At 70.5% G+C, this 20,872-nt stretch carries 19 protein-coding genes, 2 tRNA genes and 1 pseudogene; 5 read left to right on the top strand and 17 right to left on the bottom strand.

The window, feature by feature from the left end; translation table 11 throughout:
• Positions 1-170: 170 nt before the first annotated feature.
• Entirely contained in the window at positions 171-1,454 is a 1,284-nt protein-coding gene (locus tag AQI88_RS34115) for a cytochrome b/b6 domain-containing protein (RefSeq protein WP_208615982.1), read from the top strand.
• Entirely contained in the window at positions 1,451-3,061 is a 1,611-nt protein-coding gene (locus AQI88_RS34120; RefSeq protein WP_067006894.1) for an NADH-quinone oxidoreductase subunit NuoF family protein, read from the top strand. The genes AQI88_RS34115 and AQI88_RS34120 overlap by 4 nt, the downstream gene beginning before the upstream one ends.
• Positions 3,062-3,182: 121 nt before the next feature.
• Here AQI88_RS34120 and AQI88_RS34125 read toward each other — a convergent pair.
• Positions 3,183-3,255, bottom strand: a tRNA-Ala gene (locus tag AQI88_RS34125).
• 385 nt (positions 3,256-3,640) lie between these two features.
• Here AQI88_RS34125 and AQI88_RS48030 point away from each other — a divergent pair.
• Positions 3,641-3,808: pseudogene (locus AQI88_RS48030) on the top strand (glycosyltransferase 87 family protein); the annotation flags it as partial.
• A gap of 255 nt (positions 3,809-4,063) precedes the next feature.
• Here AQI88_RS48030 and AQI88_RS34130 read toward each other — a convergent pair.
• From AQI88_RS34130 to AQI88_RS45350, 9 genes are all read right to left on the bottom strand, one after another.
• Positions 4,064-4,297, bottom strand: a complete 234-nt coding sequence (locus AQI88_RS34130) for a hypothetical protein (protein WP_067006897.1) — start codon at positions 4,295-4,297, stop codon at positions 4,064-4,066.
• 3 nt (positions 4,298-4,300) lie between these two features.
• The gene (locus AQI88_RS45345; RefSeq protein WP_107118745.1) at positions 4,301-4,474 is read right to left on the bottom strand and encodes a hypothetical protein; all 174 of its coding nucleotides are present in this window, start codon (positions 4,472-4,474) and stop codon (positions 4,301-4,303) included.
• A gap of 422 nt (positions 4,475-4,896) precedes the next feature.
• Positions 4,897-4,969: transfer RNA gene (locus AQI88_RS34140), tRNA-Ala, on the bottom strand.
• 106 nt (positions 4,970-5,075) lie between these two features.
• A complete protein-coding gene (locus AQI88_RS34145; RefSeq protein WP_067006902.1) occupies positions 5,076-5,750 on the bottom strand; it encodes a histidine phosphatase family protein in 675 nt (224 codons plus the stop codon).
• Positions 5,741-6,187 carry a ribosome silencing factor gene (gene rsfS, locus AQI88_RS34150; RefSeq protein WP_067006905.1) on the bottom strand — a complete coding sequence of 149 codons (447 nt, stop codon included), beginning with the start codon at positions 6,185-6,187 and terminating at the stop codon, positions 5,741-5,743. Before rsfS ends, AQI88_RS34145 begins: the two co-directional genes overlap by 10 nt.
• A 124-nt stretch (positions 6,188-6,311) precedes the next feature.
• Complete coding sequence (locus AQI88_RS34155) at positions 6,312-8,036, bottom strand: LCP family protein (RefSeq protein WP_067006908.1); 1,725 nt, start codon at positions 8,034-8,036, stop codon at positions 6,312-6,314.
• A 17-nt stretch (positions 8,037-8,053) separates the two neighbouring features.
• Positions 8,054-8,779, bottom strand: coding sequence for a nicotinate-nucleotide adenylyltransferase (gene nadD / locus AQI88_RS34160; RefSeq protein WP_067006911.1), 726 nt, complete (start codon positions 8,777-8,779; stop codon positions 8,054-8,056).
• Between the two features lie 56 nt (positions 8,780-8,835).
• On the bottom strand, positions 8,836-9,000 hold the full coding sequence (locus AQI88_RS46860; RefSeq protein ID WP_167357499.1) for a hypothetical protein: 165 nt from the start codon (positions 8,998-9,000) through the stop codon (positions 8,836-8,838).
• Between the two features lie 143 nt (positions 9,001-9,143).
• On the bottom strand, positions 9,144-9,308 hold the full coding sequence (locus AQI88_RS45350) for a hypothetical protein (RefSeq protein ID WP_107118746.1): 165 nt from the start codon (positions 9,306-9,308) through the stop codon (positions 9,144-9,146).
• A 103-nt stretch (positions 9,309-9,411) separates the two neighbouring features.
• Here AQI88_RS45350 and AQI88_RS34165 point away from each other — a divergent pair, with 103 nt between their 5' ends.
• On the top strand, positions 9,412-10,518 hold the full coding sequence (locus AQI88_RS34165) for a M48 family metallopeptidase (RefSeq protein ID WP_067006914.1): 1,107 nt from the start codon (positions 9,412-9,414) through the stop codon (positions 10,516-10,518).
• Positions 10,519-10,601: 83 nt separating this feature from the next.
• On the opposite strand, the gene AQI88_RS34170 is transcribed toward AQI88_RS34165, so the two are convergent.
• The 5 genes from AQI88_RS34170 to proB form a co-directional block, all read right to left on the bottom strand.
• Positions 10,602-11,672 carry an SCO2583 family membrane protein gene (locus AQI88_RS34170; RefSeq protein WP_067006917.1) on the bottom strand — a complete coding sequence of 357 codons (1,071 nt, stop codon included), beginning with the start codon at positions 11,670-11,672 and terminating at the stop codon, positions 10,602-10,604.
• A gap of 89 nt (positions 11,673-11,761) precedes the next feature.
• Positions 11,762-12,334, bottom strand: coding sequence for an SCO2584 family spore wall biosynthesis protein (locus AQI88_RS34175; RefSeq protein WP_067006919.1), 573 nt, complete (start codon positions 12,332-12,334; stop codon positions 11,762-11,764).
• Positions 12,335-12,419: 85 nt separating this feature from the next.
• Positions 12,420-13,706, bottom strand: a complete 1,287-nt coding sequence (locus AQI88_RS34180; RefSeq protein WP_067006922.1) for a glutamate-5-semialdehyde dehydrogenase — start codon at positions 13,704-13,706, stop codon at positions 12,420-12,422.
• Between the two features lie 107 nt (positions 13,707-13,813).
• A complete protein-coding gene (locus AQI88_RS34185) occupies positions 13,814-14,248 on the bottom strand; it encodes a hypothetical protein (RefSeq protein ID WP_067007007.1) in 435 nt (144 codons plus the stop codon).
• Between the two features lie 159 nt (positions 14,249-14,407).
• Entirely contained in the window at positions 14,408-15,514 is a 1,107-nt protein-coding gene (proB, locus tag AQI88_RS34190; RefSeq protein ID WP_067006925.1) for a glutamate 5-kinase, read from the bottom strand.
• A 232-nt stretch (positions 15,515-15,746) separates the two neighbouring features.
• On the opposite strand from proB, the gene AQI88_RS34195 reads away from it, so the two are divergent.
• A complete protein-coding gene (locus tag AQI88_RS34195) occupies positions 15,747-17,144 on the top strand; it encodes a polysaccharide pyruvyl transferase family protein (protein ID WP_067006928.1) in 1,398 nt (465 codons plus the stop codon).
• 13 nt (positions 17,145-17,157) lie between these two features.
• Here AQI88_RS34195 and AQI88_RS34200 read toward each other — a convergent pair whose 3' ends face one another.
• Positions 17,158-18,372 carry a glycosyltransferase family 2 protein gene (locus tag AQI88_RS34200; RefSeq protein WP_398698685.1) on the bottom strand — a complete coding sequence of 405 codons (1,215 nt, stop codon included), beginning with the start codon at positions 18,370-18,372 and terminating at the stop codon, positions 17,158-17,160.
• Positions 18,373-18,673: 301 nt separating this feature from the next.
• Positions 18,674-20,785, bottom strand: coding sequence for a CDP-glycerol glycerophosphotransferase family protein (locus tag AQI88_RS34205; protein WP_244184448.1), 2,112 nt, complete (start codon positions 20,783-20,785; stop codon positions 18,674-18,676).
• Positions 20,786-20,872: the final 87 nt, after the last annotated feature.

The raw sequence follows: 20,872 nt of genomic DNA on the forward strand, positions 1-20,872 counted from the left end.
ACTGAACGAAGGTCAAGGATTACTTCGCGTAACACCCACTAAGGGACATCGATCCAGTCGCATTGTCCTTTGATAACAACGCAATAACTCAAACCTCGTACTGATCGGTATGGCGCCACTTAGAGTTCGGCAGCGGGACCGCTTTCCCGAAACTGCTCGGAGTTGCCCCCATGAACCCTCGTCGTAGTAACAGCTCGCTCCCCAAACCGGGCCGGTCGGCCTATGGGGTGGCGTCCGCAGTCGTCCTCCTGCTCATACCCGTGGTCGTGCTGGTCGGAGGCAGCCAGTTCCGCGAGTTCCTGAACTTCGGTGCGGGCGTGCTGTCCCTCGTCTCGCTCAGCTGCTCGGTGATCTGGGGCCTGTTCGCCCAGGACCGGATCTTCCTGAACACGCGCCAGCGGATCGTGGGCCAGGCGGTGCACCGGACGACCGCGGTCGCCTCGATCGCGTTCCTGCTGCTGCACATCACCACCAAGATCGCGCTGGACCACACCCAGCTGATCGCCGCGATCATCCCGTTCTCGCTCGGCGTCACCGGAAGCGGCGGCCTGATCGGCCTGGGCTCGCTGGCGGGCCTGTTGATGATCTTCGTGGGCATCACGGGAGCCCTGCGCAGCAACTTCGCCACCCCGGCCCCCGTCGCCGCGCGCTGGCGGGCCATGCACATGCTGGCCTATCCGGCCTGGTGTGCGGCGCTGATCCACGGACTCTACGCGGGTCGCCAGGCCAAGCCGATCTTCGTGATCCTCTACAGCCTGTCCCTGCTGGGCGTCATGGGGGCCCTCGCGCTGCGCTCCGCTCCGCGCCCGTTCAAGCGCAAGGTCGCCGACCGGCTCGTCGCCCTCCTGGGCAGCTCGGAGCGGCCGGACCTCGACGACCTGGAGGCGAGCCGCTCCCGAGTCGCCGAGTCCGCCCCGCAGGGCTTCGAGGGCCGGCGCGAGCCCAAGGCCTCGCCCGCGGGTCCGGCGGCCGCCCCGCTGTACCAGTCCCCGGCCGCCCCTGCCGCGGAGCCCGCGACCGGCTTCGCTGCGGCCTACCGCGCGGTGTCCACTCCGGGCCGCCCCCAGCAGCCGTTCGCGGCCGGCCAGACCGCGCGCATGGACCTGCCGCTCGATCTGCAGGCGACGGAGGCCGTCCCGCGGGTGGACGGCCCCTCCAGCACCTCGGGCAGCTGGCCGATCCCGTCCCCGCCGCCGGTCGGCGAAGCCCCGCCGTCGGCGTACGACCCGCTCCAGGACACCGGATACAACATCCCCGTCTACGGCAATTCGGGCACCGGCGGATACGGCGGAAGTGACATGTACGACACCGGTGAGACGAGCACCCTCTATGGGACGTACAACTCCGGTGACACGTTCAACAGCGGTCCCGCCACTGAACCATCCCCCGGCGCCTCCTTCGACGCGCCGGGTTCGGGCGAACCTTGGAACATGCCTTCCGGAGGCTATAGGTGAACGAGGCCCTGCCCGACGTACCCGAAGTCCGCGTAGTCGGCCTTCCCCAGCTCACGTCGGGTTTCGACCTTGTGGAGCGGCTCGACCTGCCCATGCACCTGAAGGTGCACGGGCCGCTCGACCCCCTGGGCGGCGAACAGCTCGCCCAGCTTGCCGAAGCCATCAACCTCAAGGGCCGCGGCGGCGCCGGCTTCCCCTTCCACAAGAAGCTGCGCTCGGTCGCCGAGTCGGCGATCAAGCGCGGGGTACGGCCGGTCGTCGTCGTCAACGGCAGTGAGGACGAACCGGCCTGCCGCAAGGACACGGTGCTCATCAACCGTGCCCCGCACCTCATCCTGGACGGCGCCCTGCTGTGCGCCGAGGCCCTCGGTGCGCGCACGCTCGTCATCGGGGTCACCCGCGAGTCCACCCAACGCTCCATGGAGGCCGCGCTCGCCGAACGCGGCCTGAGCAACAGCCGCAGGTCGGCGCTGCGCGCGTGGGTGCAGCGCAACCCCGTGCGCATGGTCACCGGCGCCGCCGCGTCGCTGATCCGCTCGGTCGACGGCGGCCCGGCGATCCCGCCCGGCCGCAAGATCAGCGCCTCGAAGAGCGGGGTCGGCGGGGCGCCCACGCTGCTGTCGAACGCGGAGACGTTCGCCCAGCTGGCCATCGCCGCCCGCATCGGCCCCGAGCGCTACGGCAACACCGGCCTGTACGACGAGCCGGGCACCGTCATGCTCACGGTCTCCGGTGCGGTGGCCCGCCCGATGGTGATCGAGGTCCCCACGGGCGTGCCGCTGCGCTACGTTCTGCAACTGGCCGGCGCCCCGCCGGTGCCGCAGGGCGTGCTGACCGGCGGCTACCACGGCAAGTGGATCGACGCGGCGACGGTCAACGAGGCGATCGTCTCCCGCAACTCCCTGGACGCGGTGGGCGGAGCACTGGGCGCCGGCGCGATCCTGCCGATCACTCAGGAGACCTGCCCGCTGGGCGAGTCGCTGCGGGTGGCGCAGTGGCTGGCCGAGGAGAGCGCGGGCCAGTGCGGCCCCTGCTACCTCGGACTGCCCGCCGCCGCGCGCGGCATGGAGGACATCCTGAACGGCGGCGGGCCGGCCGCTCTGGAGGCGCTGAAGCAGGTCGCGAAGAACGTGAAGCGCCGCGGGGCGTGTTCGCACCCGGACGGTTCCGCGATGTTCCTGGAGTCGACCATCAAGGCGTTCACCGACGACCTGGCCGCCCATGTCCTCGGAAACGGCTGCGGACGGCCCGTGGAGGGCGTTCTGCCGCTCTTCGAGGGGGGCAGGGCGCCTACGGGCATCCCGGGCGGCGCAGAGCCCGAGGAGGCCGGCTCCAGCCGCCAGAAGATCTACGTCGACTGGACGCTGTGCCGGGGCCACGGCCTGTGCGCGGACATCCTCCCGGAGGTCTTCGAACTCGGCGCGGACGGCTTCCCGACCGTGGCGCAGGCGCAGGTGCCGCGCTATGCGGAGGCGAAGGCGCTGCGCGCGGTGCGCCGCTGCCCGGCGCTGGCGCTGCGCATCGAGGAGGACACGCGCGGGCAGGCGCCGTCGCGCAATCTGCCGGTCCTCTCCCAGGGCCGCGGCCGCCGCGCCCTCGGACGCTGAGCACACGACGGCGGGTCACCCGGGCTCGGGTGACCCGCCGTCGCATTGCGCCCGGGCATCGCACACCCCAGAACACGCCGAAGGCGGACCATCCGTTCGGATGATCCGCCTTCGACTTCTGTGGAGCTAAGGAGAATTGAACTCCTGACCTCCTGCATGCCATGCAGGCGCTCTACCAACTGAGCTATAGCCCCTTGTCGCCACGCGGCGGAGCCGCATATTGACCGTGTCGCCCGGTTTCCCCGGCGGCGACGCCAACATTACACGGTCCCCCGGGTGCATCACCAAATCAGTTTCCGTTCTGCCCCCATACGGGCACTGATGTCGGCTTTTGTGACCGCGATCGCGTCTTCCGAAGCCCGGCGCCGGGTGTCCATGGCCACGCGCGCGTGGAGATCGTCCGGTGGGTCGCGGTGGTGGCCGTGTGGTGCGAGCCGGTGTGGACGACCCCGCGCTACGGCCGGGGCGGGGACGGAGGGCCGCGGCTGCGGCACGCGCGCGGGGCGGTCACCGCGTTCGCCGGGCGACGCTGCCGGCGCGGCCGTCCTGCCGTACGACTCACGGCGGTTCTGGACGGACATGGTGTTCCGCGCGAACCGGGCCGGGCACGCCGAGGGCACTGCCAACCAGGCCCTGCGCGGCGTTCTGGCCCGTCTGCTGCCCGCATCCGCCCCGGGAGCCTCCTGGGCCGCTGCCGCGGCCACGGCGGCCGCCCTGGGGCTCGCGGCGGCCGTGACGGCGGAGCTGCGGGGGCGGCGGCCCTGGGCGGGGTGTGCCTGCGCGGTCACCGCGCTGCCGGCCAGTCCCCTGTTGTGGGCCCACCACTGGGTGTGGTGGGTGCCGCTGGTACTGCCGCTGTGGGCACACGGGCACCGGGCGACCCGAACTACACCAGAGGGGTGCCCAGTTGGCCGTATCGGCCCGCTACACAGGGACCGGTGTGCTGTTCCTCGTGCCGGCCCGGACATCGTTGCCGAGACCCCGGCCGCGGTCAGGACCGGGTCAAGCGGTGACGAAGGAGTAGAACCTTTTGAGTGTGCAGTGCTCTTCGAGCAGGCGACCATAGATCGGCTCGCCCTCCAGCTCGCGGTAGGTCTCGATCGGGTCGCCCTTTATGATCAGCGCCCGCGCGCATTCCTCGCACCAGTACTGGTAGTCGGCATTGATCGGCTCCATGTCACGGACGATCGGCGTACCGCTCCCACACCAGTCGCACTTTCGCCTGTGTGCACCCATCGATCAGCTCCAGCTGTGGCCGCAGGCCGTGCACACGTAGGAGATTCCGCCGTTGTCGCCGAGAACTTGGGCCACATGCGCGGAACCGCAGGAAGGGCAGCTGAGCCGGGTGGTCGTATCCCGTATCAACGCCGCACCGAGGAGGTGGCCGCCCCCCTCAAGGATGCTCGCAGGCATCGCTACTCCCTCCCGTCGGGCCGCGCCCCCTTCCGGCCGTTTGATTCTGCCACGGCCGGACCAACACGGTCAGCGACGCCTCAGTACCAGTCCGGACACGGCCCCCACTGCGGCCGTTCCGGCCAGTGCCCACGCGCACACCGAGAACGCCTCCGCAGAGGTATACGCCCGCAGGGCCCCGAGTGACTCAAACCGGTCCAGGAACAGTGTGCCGAACGCCGCCACCCGATCACGTCGCCGGCAGCCCGTCGGCGTCCGCCGCGTCCTCAGCACTCTCCCGTCGCCGCCGTCGTGGAAGGCCAGGCCCACCACGGCCGCGGACATCACTGAGATCATCCGACGATGGAACGCAGAAAATCCCGCCCCCTGAGGGGACGGGATCCTCATCACCGATCTTTGACACTCAACAGAGTGTTGACCAGTGGAGCTAAGGAGAATTGAACTCCTGACCTCCTGCATGCCATGCAGGCGCTCTACCAACTGAGCTATAGCCCCTGGTGTTCTTCCCGCTCGGCGGGGCGAACAAGAAGAACTTTAGCCTGCGACCTGCCGGAAAGTGAAATCCGGGCCCCCGGCCGGAAACGGCGGGCCCTTCGGCGGCTCAGTCGTCGTCGCCGAGGACGGGCTCCGGGAGGGTGCCCGCGTTGTGCTCCAGCAGACGCCAGCCGCGGGCGCCTTCGCCGAGCACGGACCAGCAGCAGTTGGAGAGGCCACCGAGGCTCTCCCAGTGGTGGGCCTCCAGGCCGAGGAGACGGCCGATGGTGGTGCGGATGGTGCCGCCGTGGCTGACCACCACGAGGGTGCCGTCCTCGGGCAGCTTCTCGGCGTGCCGCAGCACGACGGGAGCGGCGCGGTCGGCGACCTCGGTCTCCAGTTCGCCGCCGCCGCGGCGGACCGCCTCGCCGCGTTTCCAGGCGGCGTACTGCTCGCCGTAGCGGGCGATGATCTCCCCGTGGGTCAGCCCCTGCCAGACGCCCGCGTAGGTCTCGCGCAGGCCCTCCTCGCGGATGATGTCGAGACCGCTGAGGGCGGCCAGCTCGGCGGCCGTGTGGGCCGCCCGCTGCAGGTCCGAGGAGACGATCGTGTCGGGCCCCAGGGAGGCGAGCAGGCGCGCGGCGCGGCGGGCCTGGCCGACGCCGGTCTCGGTCAGCTCGACGTCCGTGGTGCCCTGGAAGCGGCGCTCCACGTTCCACGAGGTCTGGCCGTGCCGCCACAGGATGATGCGACGGCCGCGGCCCTTGCGATCGCTCACCTCGCCGGTGGCGCTCACCGCCACTCCCCGCCCGGCTCGTCGGCGTCCTCGGCGGCCTGCAGCTTGGCGTGCTCCGCGGCCTTGCCGCGGGTGGCCTTGGCGTCGGCGGGCAGCTCGATCTCGGGGCAGTCCTTCCACAGCCGCTCCAGGGCGTAGAAGACCCGCTCCTCGCTGTGCTGGACGTGCACGACGATGTCCACGTAGTCGAGCAGGATCCAGCGGGAGTCGCGGTCGCCCTCGCGGCGTACCGGCTTGGCGCCCAGTTCCTTCAGCAGGCGCTCCTCGATCTCGTCGACGATCGCCTTGACCTGGCGGTCGTTCGGCGCGGAGGCCAGCAGAAATGCGTCCGTGATCGACAGCACGTCGCTGACGTCGTAGGCGATGACGTCGTGGGCGAGCTTGTCGGCCGCTGCCTGGGCGGCGGTGTTGATGAGCTCAATGGAACGGTCAGTGGCGGTCACTACATGGCTTTCCGTCAGGCGGTCACTTGACATCAAGGGTCTCACGGACCGCCTGACGCACCCCACGTGATTACGGCAGCACGTGGGGTGCGCCCGGCCGCTGTCAGGAGGAGGCGGGCTTGTATCAGGAGGAGGCGGGCTTGTAGTCGTGGCCGAGGACGACCGAGACGTCGGCTCCGGAGGAGACGGTGCCCTTGGCCACGGCGCCGGCCGGCAGGCCCAGGGTCTTGGCGACCTCGGCGGCGTTCGCCTTGGCGGCGGCATCGGAATAGAGCACCTGGGAGGTGGCCCGGACGCCGGACGCGGTGCCGCCCTCGAGGAAGGTGAAGCCGCCGTTGAGGAGCACCACGCGGGCCTTCTCGGTGTCGTCCCTCACACCGGTGGCGTTCTGGACGGAGACCCGGACCGCGGAGCCCGCGTCGGGGCTCTTGGCGGTGCCGCCGAGGATGTCCTTGACCACGCTGTCGCTGGTCTGCGCGCTCAGTGTGCCGTCGGACCCCACGGGCAGCAGGGCCGTCTTGTAGTCGCCGCCCTTGGCGAGGTCGGCGAGCTTGGCCAGGAAAGTGCCGAGGTCTTTGTCGGTCAGCGGCGGGTCGAGGATCTGCGCGAGGGTCTGCACGGTCGTCGTGGCGTCCCTGGCGTCGGAGGAGACCTTGCGCAGCACGCCCTGCAGGACCTGCCCGAACCGCTCCAGCTGGGCGTTCTGGGACTCGCCTGCGGCGCGGTAGGTGGCGTAGGCGACGGCCATCTTGCCGCTGAGGGTCTGGGCCTTGCCCTGGTGGACGAGCAGGGACGCGCCCTTCTTCTTGGCGTCCGGGTCGGGCACGTCGGCGTTGGTGTCGACGTCGATGTTGCCGACGAGGTCGACGAGGTTCTGCAGATACGGGGTGTCCAGGCGCCAGGTGCCCTGGATGTCAGTGCCGAGGACGGTGCCCAGCTGGTCGCGGGTGCCGGAGGCGCCGTCGTCGTCGACCGACTTGGCGAGGGTCGTGGTGGAGCCGTCGTCGCCCGTGAGCGCGAGGGAGTTGGGCAGCAGGACGGTCGTGCCCTGATCGGTGGTGGTGTTGTCGACCAGCAGCGCCGTCGAGGTTCCGCCCTTGCCGGTGTTGTGCAGGTGGACGACGATCACATCGCGCTTCTGGGCGCCCGCCGGTGTCGCCGCGCCGTTCTTGGAGCCGGAGGAGGACAGGCCGGGCAGTTTTCCGGCGTACCAGAGGTAGCCGACGCCGCCGACGGCGACGAGCGCGAGGACGACGAGGAGGGCGATGATCCGGCTGCGGGCGCGGCGGCGGGCCTCCTCGCGGCGTTCGGTGCGGTTCTCGGTGAACTTCAGCCAGTCGATGACGTCCTCGGAGTCACCGTCCGGTTCCTCCACGAAGGCGAACTGTTCGGTGTGATAATCCCGTTCGCCCGAGGCCGGCTGCTCCTCGGGCTCCTGCGGGGGCCGCGCCTCCTCGGCCGGGCCGGCCTGGTGCGGGATGTAGGCGGTCTGCTCGGCGACCCGTGGCTGCTGCCCGCTGGTCGCCGCCTGCCCGTAGGGGTCGTAGGGGGCGCCGGCGCCGTGGGCGCCGGTCCCGTACGGGTCGTAGGGGGCCTGGGAGCCGTAGGAGTCGTAGGGGGGCGTGGCGGGCGGCTGCTGACCGGTGTCGTACGGGTCGTAGGACGGCGCGGGCTGCTGCCGGCCCGTGTCGTACGGGTCGTAGCCGTAGCCCTGCTGGGCATACGGGTCGTATGTCTGCTGCTGCGGCCGCTGGGCCGCGACCTGCCGGTACACGGGCTGCCCGTACTCGTCGTAGCCGACGACTTCGTACTGGTCGCTCCCGTACCCCGCGTCGTATCGGTCGTTCACCGGTAGCCCCTCTCGGCTCACTCGCCGCGGTACAGCTCGCGCTTGTCGATGTAGCGCACGACTCCGTCCGGCACCATGTACCAGATGGGCTCGCCCTTGGCGACTCTCGCGCGGCAGTCGGTGGACGAGATGGCGAGCGCGGGCACCTCGACGAGCGTGACGCCGCCTTCCGGCAGGCCGGGGTCGGTCAGATGGTGGCCGGGGCGGGTGACGCCGATGAAGTGCGCGAGGGAGAACAGCTCCTCCGAGTCGCGCCAGGTCAGCAGCTGCGCGAGGGCGTCGGCGCCGGTGATGAAGAAGAGGTCCGTGTCGGGATTGAGGGCGCGCAGGTCGCGCAGGGTGTCCACGGTGTAGGTGGGGCCGCCGCGGTCGATGTCGATGCGGCTGACGGAGAACTGCGGGTTCTCGGCGGTCGCGATGACCGTCATCAGATAGCGGTCCTCGGCCAGGGAGACCTTGCGGTGGGACTTCTGCCACGGCTGGCCGGTGGGCACGAACACCACCTCGTCCAGCTGGAACTGCGCGGCGACCTCGCTGGCCGCCACGAGGTGCCCGTGGTGGATCGGGTCGAACGTCCCGCCCATGACACCGAGGCGGCGCTTGCCCGTGTGGGCGGGTCCGCTGCCCGGCCCGTACGCCGGGGTCTGCGCCGTGCCGGCCGCCGGGTCGGCGTGCTGAGCGGCGTCGGCGGCGTGTACGGCCGTCTCGTTCGCCGGACCGGTAGGCATGTCCTGCTCTCCCATGCGTGCAGACCCTACCGGCCCGGTGTGAGGGCCCCGGCCGGGGACGGTGTCCGGGGTCAGCGGTCGCGGTTGAAGCGGGTGGTGATCCACAGGAGCAGCAGCAGGATGACGAGGGCGCTGCCGCCGGTGATGGCCGGGTTCAGGCTGTTGTGGTGGCCGCCGTGCTCCTCGCCCTCGGCGGCGAGGGTGACCAACTGGGCAGCGGCGCTGTGGAAGCTCATCTTCGTCAGGACCTATCGCGTGTGGGCGGTATAAAGACGTCGGCTCATCGTAAGCGGGCGGCCCGGCGGCGATCACGCCGACTCCGCCGTTGGGGCGGGCGCGGGGCGCGGGTTGACCGCCGGCGGGGAACTTTCGCCGCCCTTCAGTCGTCCTTCCGTTTGTAGCCGCGCAGCAGGAGCCATGCGGTCAGTGCGCAGCCAAGGATCATCACGATCAGGACGATCCGGAGCAGATTCCCCGCCCCGTGCTGCTGGACGGCGCTGGTGGCGGCCTCGGTCAGCCAGGTGGCTGCGGGGTGATGCTCCATGACGTGGACTCCTTCGGCTGTACTGCCCGTCCACGGTATCTCCGCCTAGGCTGGCCTCTGCCTCGGGGGCACAGTGGGCACTCACACGCACATGGGGGAAGACATGTCCGACGACGGCCGCGAGCAGACCGGGCACGAGCGCGTGCCGAGCAGGCAGCGCAGGCGCTTCCCGGGGATCTCCTCGCGCGCGTACGAGCACCCGGCCGACCGCTCTGCCCTGGTGGCGCTGCGCAAGCTGAGCGGTTTCGACACCGTCTTCAAGGCGCTCAGCGGGTTGCTTCCGGAGCGGAGCCTGAGGCTGCTGTTCCTTTCCGACTCGGTGCGGGTCTCGGAGCGGCAGTTCTCGCATCTGAACGACATGCTGCTGGATGCCTGTTACATCCTGGACCTGGAGAAGGTCCCGCCGATGTACGTCACGCAGGATCCGCAGCCGAACGCGATGTGCATCGGGCTGGACGAGCCGATCATCGTGGTCACCACGGGGCTGGTCGAGCTGCTCGACGAGGAGGAGATGCGTGCGGTCGTCGGGCACGAGGTGGGGCACGCCCTGTCCGGGCACTCGGTGTACCGCACGATCCTGCTGTTCCTGACGACCCTGGCGCTGAGGGTCGCCTGGATCCCGCTGGGCAATCTCGCGATCATGGCGATCGTGACGGCGCTGCGGGAGTGGTTCCGCAAGTCGGAGCTGTCCGCGGACCGGGCGGGGCTGCTGGTGGGGCAGGATGTGCGGGCCTCGATGCGGGGGCTGATGAAGATCGCGGGTGGCAATCATCTGCACGAGATGAACGTGGACGCGTTCCTGGAGCAGGCCGAGGAGTACGACTCCGGGGGCGATCTGCGGGACTCCGTGCTGAAGATCCTGAATGTGCTGCCCCGCTCGCACCCCTTCACCACGGTCCGGGCGGCCGAGCTGAAGAAGTGGGCCGAGTCCCGGGACTACCAGCGGATCATGGACGGGCACTACCCGCGCCGTGACGAGGACAAGGACACCTCGGTCAGCGACTCCTTCCGCGAGTCCGCCGCGAGCTATGCCAGCGATGTCAAGAGCTCCAAGGACCCGCTGATGAAGCTGGTCACGGACATCGCGGGCGGCGCCGGCGACCTGGGCGGCCGGGTCCGCCGCGGCTTCAACGGCTTCACCAGCCCGGCTCCCCCGAAGGGCAGTCCGAAGGACGGTCCGAGGGACGCAGAGCCCCAGGACGAGGAGTAGGGGCCGGCGTCGGCGGCAGCGGGCCCGTCGGGGCGGGGCACCGCCGGCCCGGGCCGCAGAACGCGCAGCCCCACCAGTGACCCTCACACCTTCGGCTGAGCCTCATGGGCCAGCGTGCCGCACAGGGACGCTGCGCTGTCCGTTGCGAAGGGGTTGGTGCCGGCCGGGGCGCCGGTGCGGGCTGTCTGGCCGGAGAGGAGGGGGCGGAGGTAGGAGGTGGCGTCCTCGGCGCAGGACAGGGGGCCCGCCTGGGCGTAGGAGCCGGCCAGCTGGAGCTGGCCCACCCGCAGGTTGTCGCGGTCGAAGCGGAAGGTCAGCTCGCGGCGGACGGTGAACAGGGACACCGGGGCTCCGGCGGCGGCGCCGGTCGGGCGGAGTGCGTAGACGAAGATCGTGTCGGTGGTGACCTCCAGCGTGGCCGAGTCGGACTCGGCGGCCTGCAGGGTGCCCTGGACGCGGATCCTGTCGTCGGCCAGCTGGGCGCGGGAGGGGTCGAGGCGGACCACCCAGCCGGTGGGGCTGTGCCGGCCGTCCGCCGCCGGGTGGTCGAAGCTCTGGTCGAACTGGTCGAGCTGGTCGGAGTCGAGCAGGGACCGGGCGGGCCGGACCTGGCGGCCGGCGAGCACGTCGGGGTCGAGGGAGGAACGGACGAGGTAGTTCCTGGCGCTGCTCAGGGCGGACGTGACCTGGCTGTCGGAGAAGTGCGCGGTGCTGCGGGTGGCCGGCAGCGGTATCCCCGCGGCGCCGACCTCGAACTGGGCGGCGGGGCTGTGCGCGTACAGGAGCTCGGCGTCCGCGGCGCCGGGCACCTTGCCCTGCGGGGCGAGCGGGATGACGCTCATCCGCAGGGGCTCGGCGGAGCGCCGGGCCTGGGGGGAGCTGTAGGGGTGGCGGACGCCCATGTAGATCGCGGTGCCGAAGGCGACGGCGATCAGCAGGACGAGGATCAGGGCCTGCCGGGTCAGCCCCCGGTGCAGGGGCGGGCGGCGGCGGACGGCGGGCGCATGATCGGCCATGCGCTCCTGTGCGGAGTACTCCTGGAGGCGGGCAGCGCGGACGAACGACTCGTCGAACACGACGGATCGGTACTCGTCCTCTGCACCGCCGGGGCCGCCCTCGGGTGTCCCCTCCGGTGGGTCTCCAGGCCCGCCCATACTTTCAGAGTAGGTCTCGTAGGCCTCAGGTAAACGCCCTGCTACGCGACAACTTCTGACAGGTTCTCACCAGGAGCGCGGCAGGGTGTTCAGGGCGTTCGCGGGATCGCAGAGATCGCCGGCTGGGCCGAGTCGGCGGAAACGGAGGGGGCCGCGGCACTGCCCTGTTCCAGGCCCGTCGAGGCGGGGGCGGGCACCCGGTCGCGGGTGCCCGAGGAGGCGCCCCGGTAGACCGCGGCGAAGGCCAGCGCGACCATGCCGATCCCCATCACGAGGGCGAGCACCCAGGCGACGGGCCGGTGCCAGCGGACCTGTTTGCCGTAGGCCCCGAAGGGGCCGCGGTGGTCACCGAGGACGTAGGTGTCGTCCAGCTCGTCGTCGTCCCGATCTTGACCGAAATCGGTCCCCTCGGGGCCGTACCCGTCCTCGTAGTGATCGCCTCTGGCGTGGGCGCGGCGGGCTTCTGCCTCGGAGGCCTCGGCTCTGGCCTGCGCGGCGGCCAGGAGGCGTTCGACCGCGCTCGGCTCGTGCACCACGGCCGCGCGTACGAAGGCCTCGTCGAAGACCACGGAGGCGAACTCATCGTCCGACACCCCGTGGTCGTGGTCGTCGTCGGGCTCCCAGCCGTCAGGGAACGGCGTGCCCCCCACGTCCTCCGGCACGGATCCAGAGTAGACCTGGGGGGTCAATTTGGGCAGACGGTATGGAAATTCGTCTGCCTGGTGAGACGCCTTTTGGTCAGACCCGTCAGCGGCGCACGTGCCCGTCGCCGGTGACGATGTACTTCGTGCTGGTCAGCTCCGGCAGGCCCATCGGGCCGCGGGCGTGCAGCTTCTGGGTGGAGATGCCGATCTCGGCGCCGAAGCCGAACTGGCCGCCGTCGGTGAAGCGGGTGGAGGCGTTCACGGCGACGGTGGTGGAGTCGACCAGCTGGGTGAAGCGGCGGGCCGCCTGCTGGGAGGTGGTGACGATGGCCTCGGTGTGGCCGGAGGTCCACAGCCGGATGTGCTCGACGGCCTTGTCCAGCGAGTCCACGACGGCGGCGGCGATGTCGTAGGAGAGGTACTCGGTCTCCCAGTCCTCCGGGGTCGCCTCGACCACGGTGGCCTTGGATTCCTTGGCGTAGGCGAGGACCCGCTCGTCGGCGTGGACGGTCACCCCGGCCTCGGCGAGGGCGTCGAGGGCGCGCGGCAGGAACTCGGGGGCGATGTCCTGGTGGACCAGGAGGGTCTCGGCGGCGTTGCAGACGCTGACCCGCTGCGCCTTGGAGTTGATCAGGATGTCGATCGCCATGTCGAGGTCGGCCGCCGCGTCGACGTAGACGTGGCAGTTGCCGGTGCCGGTCTCGATGACGGGGACGGTGGACTCGCTGACCACGGTCTGGATCAGGGAGGCGCCGCCGCGCGGGATGAGGACGTCGACCAGGCCGCGGGCGCGCATCAGCTCGCGCACGGACTCGCGGCTCTCGCCGGGTACGAGCTGCACGGCGTCGGCGGGCAGCCCGGCCCCGCCCACGGCGTCCCGGATCACCCGGACGAGGGCGGTGTTCGACTCGTACGCGGAGGCCGAGCCACGCAGCAGCACCGCGTTTCCGGACTTCAGGCACAGGGCGGCGGCGTCCACGGTCACGTTCGGGCGGGCCTCGTAGATGATGCCGACCACGCCGAGCGGGACGCGGACCTGGCGCAGGTCGATGCCGTTGGGCAGGGTGGAGCCGCGGACGACCTCACCGACCGGGTCGGGCAGCTTCACGACGTCACGGACGTCGGAGGCGATGGCGCGGACCCGCTCGGGGGTGAGGGTGAGCCGGTCGACGATGGCCTCGCTGATGCCGCCCGCCCGGGCCTTGGCCACGTCCTTGGCGTTGGCCTCGACGATTTCGCCGGTCCGGACCTCCAGGGCGTCGGCGATGGCGAGCAGCGCGTCGTCCTTCACGGCGCGCGGGAGCGGCGCGAGGTCGGCGGCGGCGGCCTTGGCCCGGTAGGCGGCCTGGGTGACCGGGGACATGGAGTCGTACGGCGAAAGCGTGGTCATGGGGGAAGGGTAGTGCGCGGCGCGCGGCGGTTCAGCCGTCGTCCCACACCCCGAGACGGGTCAAAAGGGACGAGCCCCCGCCGCTCTGTGCCTCCACGTCACCCTGGTCAGAACGGATGTACCCCGACAGGTGTCGCAGGCGCGGGCCCGTAGCCGTCGGCGATGCGCTGGTGGTAGGTCTCGCGGTCGATGACCTCCAGGCCGACGATCTCCCAGGGCGGCAGTCCGGCGCTCTGCCGGTGCTCGCCCCACAGGCGCAGCGCGACGGCGGCCGCGTCGTGCAGGTCGCGGGCCTCCTCCCAGTACCGGATCTCCGCGTGGTCGCTCGCGTATCTGCTGGTCAGCAGGAAGGGGTGGTCGTGGGCGAGCTGTTCCAGGGCGCGCCGCAGGTCCGGCAGCGCGACCTTCTTGCCGGAGACGCTGAGGGTGACGTGCCACAGGCGGGGCAGGTCCTTGGGCTCCTCGTAGTCCTGGTAGGTGTCCCCGGGCGCGACGCTCGTCAGAGCACCGCGGGACGCCGCCCCAGGGCGCACTCGTCTCACGACGGCCTCCTTCACGCAATGCCCCTCGACGGAACGTGTCCCTGCAACATGCCTCTGAGTCAAAGTTGAGCAGGCCGCAGGGCTCCGCGTGGCGGTTTTACGGAACGTCCCCCACCGGGGCATTCCATACGCCCCGTTTTACTGGCAGTTCGACGGGAGTCACGGGTGCAGGAGCACCAGGTCGTCCCGGTGTACGACCTCGCGTTCGTACGCCGGGCCCAGTTCGCGCGCCAGCTCCCGGGTCGAACGTCCGATCAGCTGGGGGATCTCCTTGGCATCGAAGTTGACGAGCCCGCGGGCCACCGCGTGCCCGCTGCCGTCGCGCAGCTCGACGGGGTCGCCGGCGCTGAACTCGCCCTCCACGGCGGCGATTCCGGCGGGCAGCAGCGACTTGCGCCGCTCGACGACCGCGCGGACGGCGCCCTCGTCCAGCGTGAGGGATCCCTGCGGGGTGGAGGCGTGCTGGAGCCACAGCAGCCGGTCGGCGGAGCGTTTGCCGGTGGGGTGGAAGTAGGTGCCGGTGTCGCCTCCGTGGAGCGCCTCCGCCGCGTGGACGGCGCTCGTGAGCACCACCGGGATGCCCGCGGCGGCCGCGATCCGGGCGGCCTCGACCTTGGTGACCATGCCGCCGGTGCCGACGCCCGCCTTGCCCGCGCTGCCGATCTCGACCCCGGTGAGGTCCTCGGGGCCGCGCACCTCCGCTATCCGGGAGGTGCCCGGCTTGCCGGGGTCGCCGTCGTAGACGCCGTCGATGTCGGACAGGAGCACCAGCAGGTCGGCGTGGACGAGGTGGGCGACGAGGGAGGCGAGGCGGTCGTTGTCGCCGAAGCGGATCTCGTCGGTGGCGACGGTGTCGTTCTCGTTGACGATGGGGAAGGCGCCCATGGCCAGCAGTTTGTCGAGGGTGCGGGAGGCGTTGCGGTGGTGGGCGCGCCGGCTCATGTCGTCGCTGGTGAGCAGGACTTGGCCGACACGGACGCCGTAGCGGGCGAAGGAGGCGGTGTAGCGGGCCACGAGCAGGCCCTGGCCGACGCTGGCGGCGGCCTGCTGGCGGGCCAGGTCCTTGGGGCGGCGGCGCAGGCCCAGCGGGGCGAGCCCCGCGGCGATGGCGCCCGAGGAGACGAGGACGATCTCCCTCTCTCCCCCGCTGCGGATCTTGGCGAGGACGTCGACCAGCGCGTCGACGCGGTCGGCGTCCAGGCCGCCCGCGGCGGTGGTCAGCGACGAGGAGCCCACTTTGACGACGATCCTGCGGGCCTCGCCCACGGCCTGCCTTGCCCTTGCCACTTGCCTGCCGTCCCCTCGCGCGCATCCGGCTGCCTGTCCGGCAATCTACGCGAAGTGGGCCGTGCGGTGCGCGCCGGTCCAGCCCCCGGACAGGCGGGGCGTAGCCGTTTGCTCACGGTTCGCGTACGGCAAAAAGGTTGTGTTGGTTGCTTATAGAAATTAAAGCTGTCTCAAACATAAGTTGAATTTTGTGTCTCATATTGCTCATCCCGTGAAGCGCATCCTGCTCAGATCCGGCAAAAGCCCCTACGACGTCCTGTCGATCGAGGAGGCTCTCCACCGGGACGTCATCGCCACCAACGCGGGCAACCTGATCTTCAGCGACGCCGCTCACAAGATCCTCGAGACGCCGGACACCGAGGTCGTCTCGAACGGCATCGGTACGGATGTGGCCGCGGCCGCCCGGATCAACGAGGAGTACGACGCCTTCGTCATCCCGCTCGCCAACGCCTTCCGCCCGTCGTTCGAGGGCCGGCTGAAGCGGCTGACCCGGCTGATCGGCAAGCTGCGGATCCCCGTGGTGGTGCTGGGGGTCGGCGCGCAGACCGGGGTGAGCTACAACCCGGCGCGGCTGAAGCCCATGGAGCAGTCCGTGCGCGAGTTCTGCTCGGCGGTGCTGGACCGCAGCGCCTCGATCGGCGCGCGGGGCGAGTTCACCGAGCAGTACCTGCGGGACATGGGTTTCAGGGACGTGGAGGTCATCGGCTGCCCGTCGCTGTTCATGTACGGCCGTGACCTCGATGTGCGCAAGCGGGTGCCCGAGCTGACGGCCGAGTCCCGGATCGCGGTCAACGGTTCGCACAGCGCCGTGCAGAAGCAGGGCCTCGGCAGGATCATCAGCCGCACCCACGCGCGCTACCCGAACCTGTGCTTCGTCGGCCAGAACCTCAGCGACGCACGGCAGTTGCACTGGCGGGACCTCACGGACCCGAACGCCCGGGTGACCGCGATGCCGACCCACCCCGACCATCCGATGTACCGGGAGGGCAAGGCGCGGATGTACGTCGACCCGATCACCTGGTTCGACGACCTGCGCTCCTTCGACTTCTCCTTCGGCTCCCGCATCCACGGCAACATCGCGGCGCTGCTCGCGGGCACGCCCGCGACGGTGCTGTGCAGCGACTCGCGCACGCTGGAGCTGTGCCGCTACTTCGAGATCCCGCACCAGCGGCTGGACCAGGTCGCCAAGGACCCCGAGGCGGCGGACCCGGCGCGGCTGTACGCGCAGTCGGACTTCGGCGGGCTGACGGGCGGTCACGCGGAGCGCTTCGCGCGGTTCACGGCCTTCCTGGACAAGAACGGGCTGCGCAACACCTTCACGCACGGCGACGGCGGCGCGGCCTTCGAGGAGCGGATGCGGTCGCTGCCGTTCCCGCCGGGTGTGCGCCCGTGGAACGACACCGACCTGGCCTCGCTCGCCGGCCGGTTCGGCTGGCTGCACACGCGGGTCGGCGAACTGGCCGAGGACAACGACCGGTTGAAGCGGGAGCTGGCGCGGGCCAGCAAGGCCAGGGACGGGGTGCCGGCGCCCGCCGCCTCCGTCTACCGGCGGGCCCGCCGGGTGGTGGGCCGGCCGCTGCGGCGGGCGCTTCAGTCGGGCAAGCAGTAGGCCGACGAAACCGTCAGGCCGCCGCTGCCTTGAAGTTCCTGCCCGACAGCATCCGCCGTGCCTTGCGCAGGGCCCGGCGGAAGAAGGAGTTGGCGGCGGCCTCCCGGTAACCGGGAAAGACCCGGGCCTCGCGGGCCTCGGCGAGGTAGATGTCGTCGGGGATGCGGGCCGTCTTGGACCGGAAGTGCGGGTAGACGAGGTAGACGCGGGTGCCGCGTCTCTCCAGGATGGCGGCGGCCTGCTTCTTCGCCTTGACGAACTTCACGACGTCCAGCAGCAGGTCGGCCCGCTGCAGGGCCACCAGGTGCAGCCGGAGCCGTTCGTGGACCTTCAGGCCACGGGCCACCCCGGGCGTCCAGTGGGCGTCCATCAGCGGCTTGGCCAGCTCGAACTTGTGCCGGCGGACCTCTTCGCTGTCCGTGAGGAACTTGGGCCCGAACTGCGGCAGCAGGGTGATCAGGAAGGGCCGGATCATGAGGAGGTCACGCTTGGGGCCGGCCGGCACCATGTCCGCGATCAGCTTCATCAGGGCGCGCGCGGAGTCGAAGCGGAGCGTGTAGCTGCCGGTCTTCGTGACGTGCTTGCCGTCGTCCCGGCCGACCAGGTAGTAGCAGGGGTAGTCGGCGACCACGGAGACGCCGTCGGCCCGCAGATAGGCCTCCAGCGTGAACAGCGCGTCCTCGCCGGTGAACAGGGACTCGTCGAACCGCATGCCGTGCTTCGCCAGCAGCGCGCGGCGGAACAGCTTCTGGGCGCTGAGGGTGAACTTGATGTTGGAGGAGAAGACGTCGGTACGGTCGAGCGTCTTGCCCCACATCGACTTCGGCGCGGTGCGGTTGACGCCCTCGACCTTGCCGAGCACCACGTCGGTGCCGTTCTTGTCGCCCATGGCGACCATGCGCTCGAGGGCCTCGGGCCCGAGCCGGTCGTCGGCGTCGAGGAAGAAGACGTAGCGCCCGGCCGCCTTGCCCAGGCCGACGTTGCGCGGGCCGCTGGGGCCGCCGGAGTTCTCCTGGCGGATGACGGTGACCTGCATGGGGGCGCGGGCCGCGAACTCCTCCAGGTACTCGCCGCTGCCGTCCGTCGAGCCGTCGTCGACCGCGATGACCTCGAGCCGTGCCGGGTCGATGGTCTGTGCCTCGACGGATGCCAGGCACTCGACCAGGTACGGCATCGCTTCGTACGCCCCGATGATCACGCTCACATCAGGCTGCGTCACGACGGTCACGTTTCCCCCTTGTCAACGAACATTTACCCCGTATCGCCTCAATCGCAATTTGTTAGACGGACATGCCATGGAAGCGGTTGCCCCACAGAGGGTGATGAGTGGGATACGTCACATGACTGCGCGGCGGAGCTGGGCCGCGGGGGATGACAACGGACAATACGCACGGCTGGTAAGAGGTTCTCACTCTCGGCCGGCGGCACGGGTAAGAGAGCTCGGTAAGGAACCTGAAAGAGGGAACGGGACCAAAAGGGCCGGCCCCCGGGATCGCTCCCGGGGGCCGGCCCTGTCACGGCAGGATCGGTCAGCCCGCGCTCACGCCGTCCGTTTCACCGGCGGACGCCCCGCGCTGGCCCGGCACCGCGTTGGTCAGCTCGGCGGGGTCGGCGCCCACCGCGCCCAGCCGGGACTCCTGGCCGACGTTGCGGGCCTCGGCCTTGAGGGCGAGGTCGGCCACGGCGGTGTTGAACTGGTCGATGGACTTCGGCTCGTCCGGGCCCAGCAGATAGCGCTTGAGCTCCCCCCGCTCCTGGGCCAGCGGGTCGGTGGACGGGTCGCCTACGGCGTCCAGCAGGCCGCCCAGCTCGGCCGCGCTGTTGGACAGGATCACCGCGGCGCGCACCGCCGTGTTCTGCCGCTTGAACTCCTCCACGCCGAGTTCGGCGGAGTCGGTGACCGCGTACGGCTTGCCGCTCGCGATGAAGTCGGAGACCACGGAGGAGATGTCGGAGACCATCGCGTCGGAGACGTTGAAGCAGTCGTACAGGCGCGGCTGGGCGCCCTTGATGACCCGGTGCTCGTACGCCGGGAAGGAGCGCCAGTAGGCGTCGTTCCACTCGGCGCGCAGCCGGGCGATCTCCTCGTGCTTGTGGACGTCGACCATTCCCTCGCGGGTGGCCTCGGCCTCGTCGCCCCGGTCGCCGCCGGTGCCGGTCAGCTCGGCGATCCGGGCCTCGATCCGGGCCAGGTCCGCCGTCGCCTTGGCCTGGGCGGCCGTGTCGGCGGTGAAGCGCGGGTCGCCGGCGCGCTCGGCGGCGGCCTTCTCCACCAGGGCGGTGATGCGCCGGTGCGCGGCACCGGCCTCCTTGCTGACGGTGCCGGTGAAGGGGTGCGGCTTGTACAGGACGCGGACCGGCGGGTCGGCCTGCACCAGCTTGTTCACGATGTTCTCGCCGGCGAGCACGATCGAGGTGTTGCCGGGGTTGCCGTCCCAGCCCTCCCAGGTGGGGGCGTAGAGAACCGTCGGGATACGGCCGTCCGGCACACCCTGCCAGCTCTGGATGGGCGCGAGCTGCGGGCGGCCGACCTCGACGATGTCGTCGTCACGGACGCCGACGTCGGCGATGGCGTAGCGGTCGCGGCCCGCGCGGCCGGCGGTCCACACCTCGTCGTACACCTTGCTGTACGGGTTGACGCTGGCCAGCTTGTCGCTGTCGCCGTGGCCGATGAAGACGTGCTTCATGGTGGGCACGCGCAGCAGGTGGATGTTCTTGCCGACGTTCGCCGCATAGAGGGCGACCCGCACGTTCGACAGGTCCATGTTCATCAGGTGCACCCCTCCGGGCACGCAGACGACGGGGACCGTGGTGGGCGCGAGGTTGTTCAGGATCGCGCGCTCGCGCAGGATGATCAGCGGCCGGGTGTCCAGCTGCTCCATCGTCTCCAGCCACATGTTGACCTGGTACGCGGAGTCCCTGGAGCCGGAGAAGTACAGGACCGTCTCGGGCTTGTAGACGCCCAGCCAGTCGTCGACGGAGGCGAGGACGACGTCGGCCTTCGGCGGGACCTTCTTGCCGCGCACGTACGGCAGCAGCACCGCCACGTACAGGCAGCCGAGGCCCACAGTGAGCCCGATCCCCACGAAGCCCACGACGTCCGGGTCCACGACGGCGGAGACCAGGATGCCGATGACGGCGAACAGGTCGAGGTGGAGCATCTTCTCCGCGGAGCGGTGCAGCAGGCGGCGCGGCGGGGCGTCCGGGATGCGGATGCGCGACTTCAGGTCGATGTTGCGGGTGGCGACCGGCATCCGGCGGCGGTTGCGGATGAGGGTGACCAGCGCGCCGTGCGGGGCCTGGAGACCGTAGAAGGCGATGAAGCAGGCGATCGCGCCATAGAAGATCAGGTCGTCCGCGTGGGACATGCGGGCCAGCAGCAGGATCAGCAGCAGCTGCCGGATCAGGAAGCGGATCGAGACTCCGGCCCGGACCTTGCTGAGGCGGTTGATCAGGTAGCTGCTCTTGCGGTGCAGATAGTGGTCCGCCAGGTACGTCACGGCGGCCGCGGCCGCGAAGGCGGGAGCGCTCGGGACGAGCGCGGCCAGCATGAGCGCCGGGAAGCCCAGGATCATGAGGGCCGCCGCGGCCAGCTCGGCCGCGCTGCCCACCCGGGCGACGCGAATAGCGGTGGATATCACGGATAACCTTTTACTGACAAAAAGGCCGGAATTCAGACCTTGCGGGCGATCGGGGGATTTTACGGATTCAGGCCCCTGTGAATGCTC

The organism is Streptomyces cellostaticus, assembly GCF_001513965.1.
Classification (GTDB): Bacteria; Actinomycetota; Actinomycetes; order Streptomycetales; family Streptomycetaceae; genus Streptomyces; species Streptomyces cellostaticus.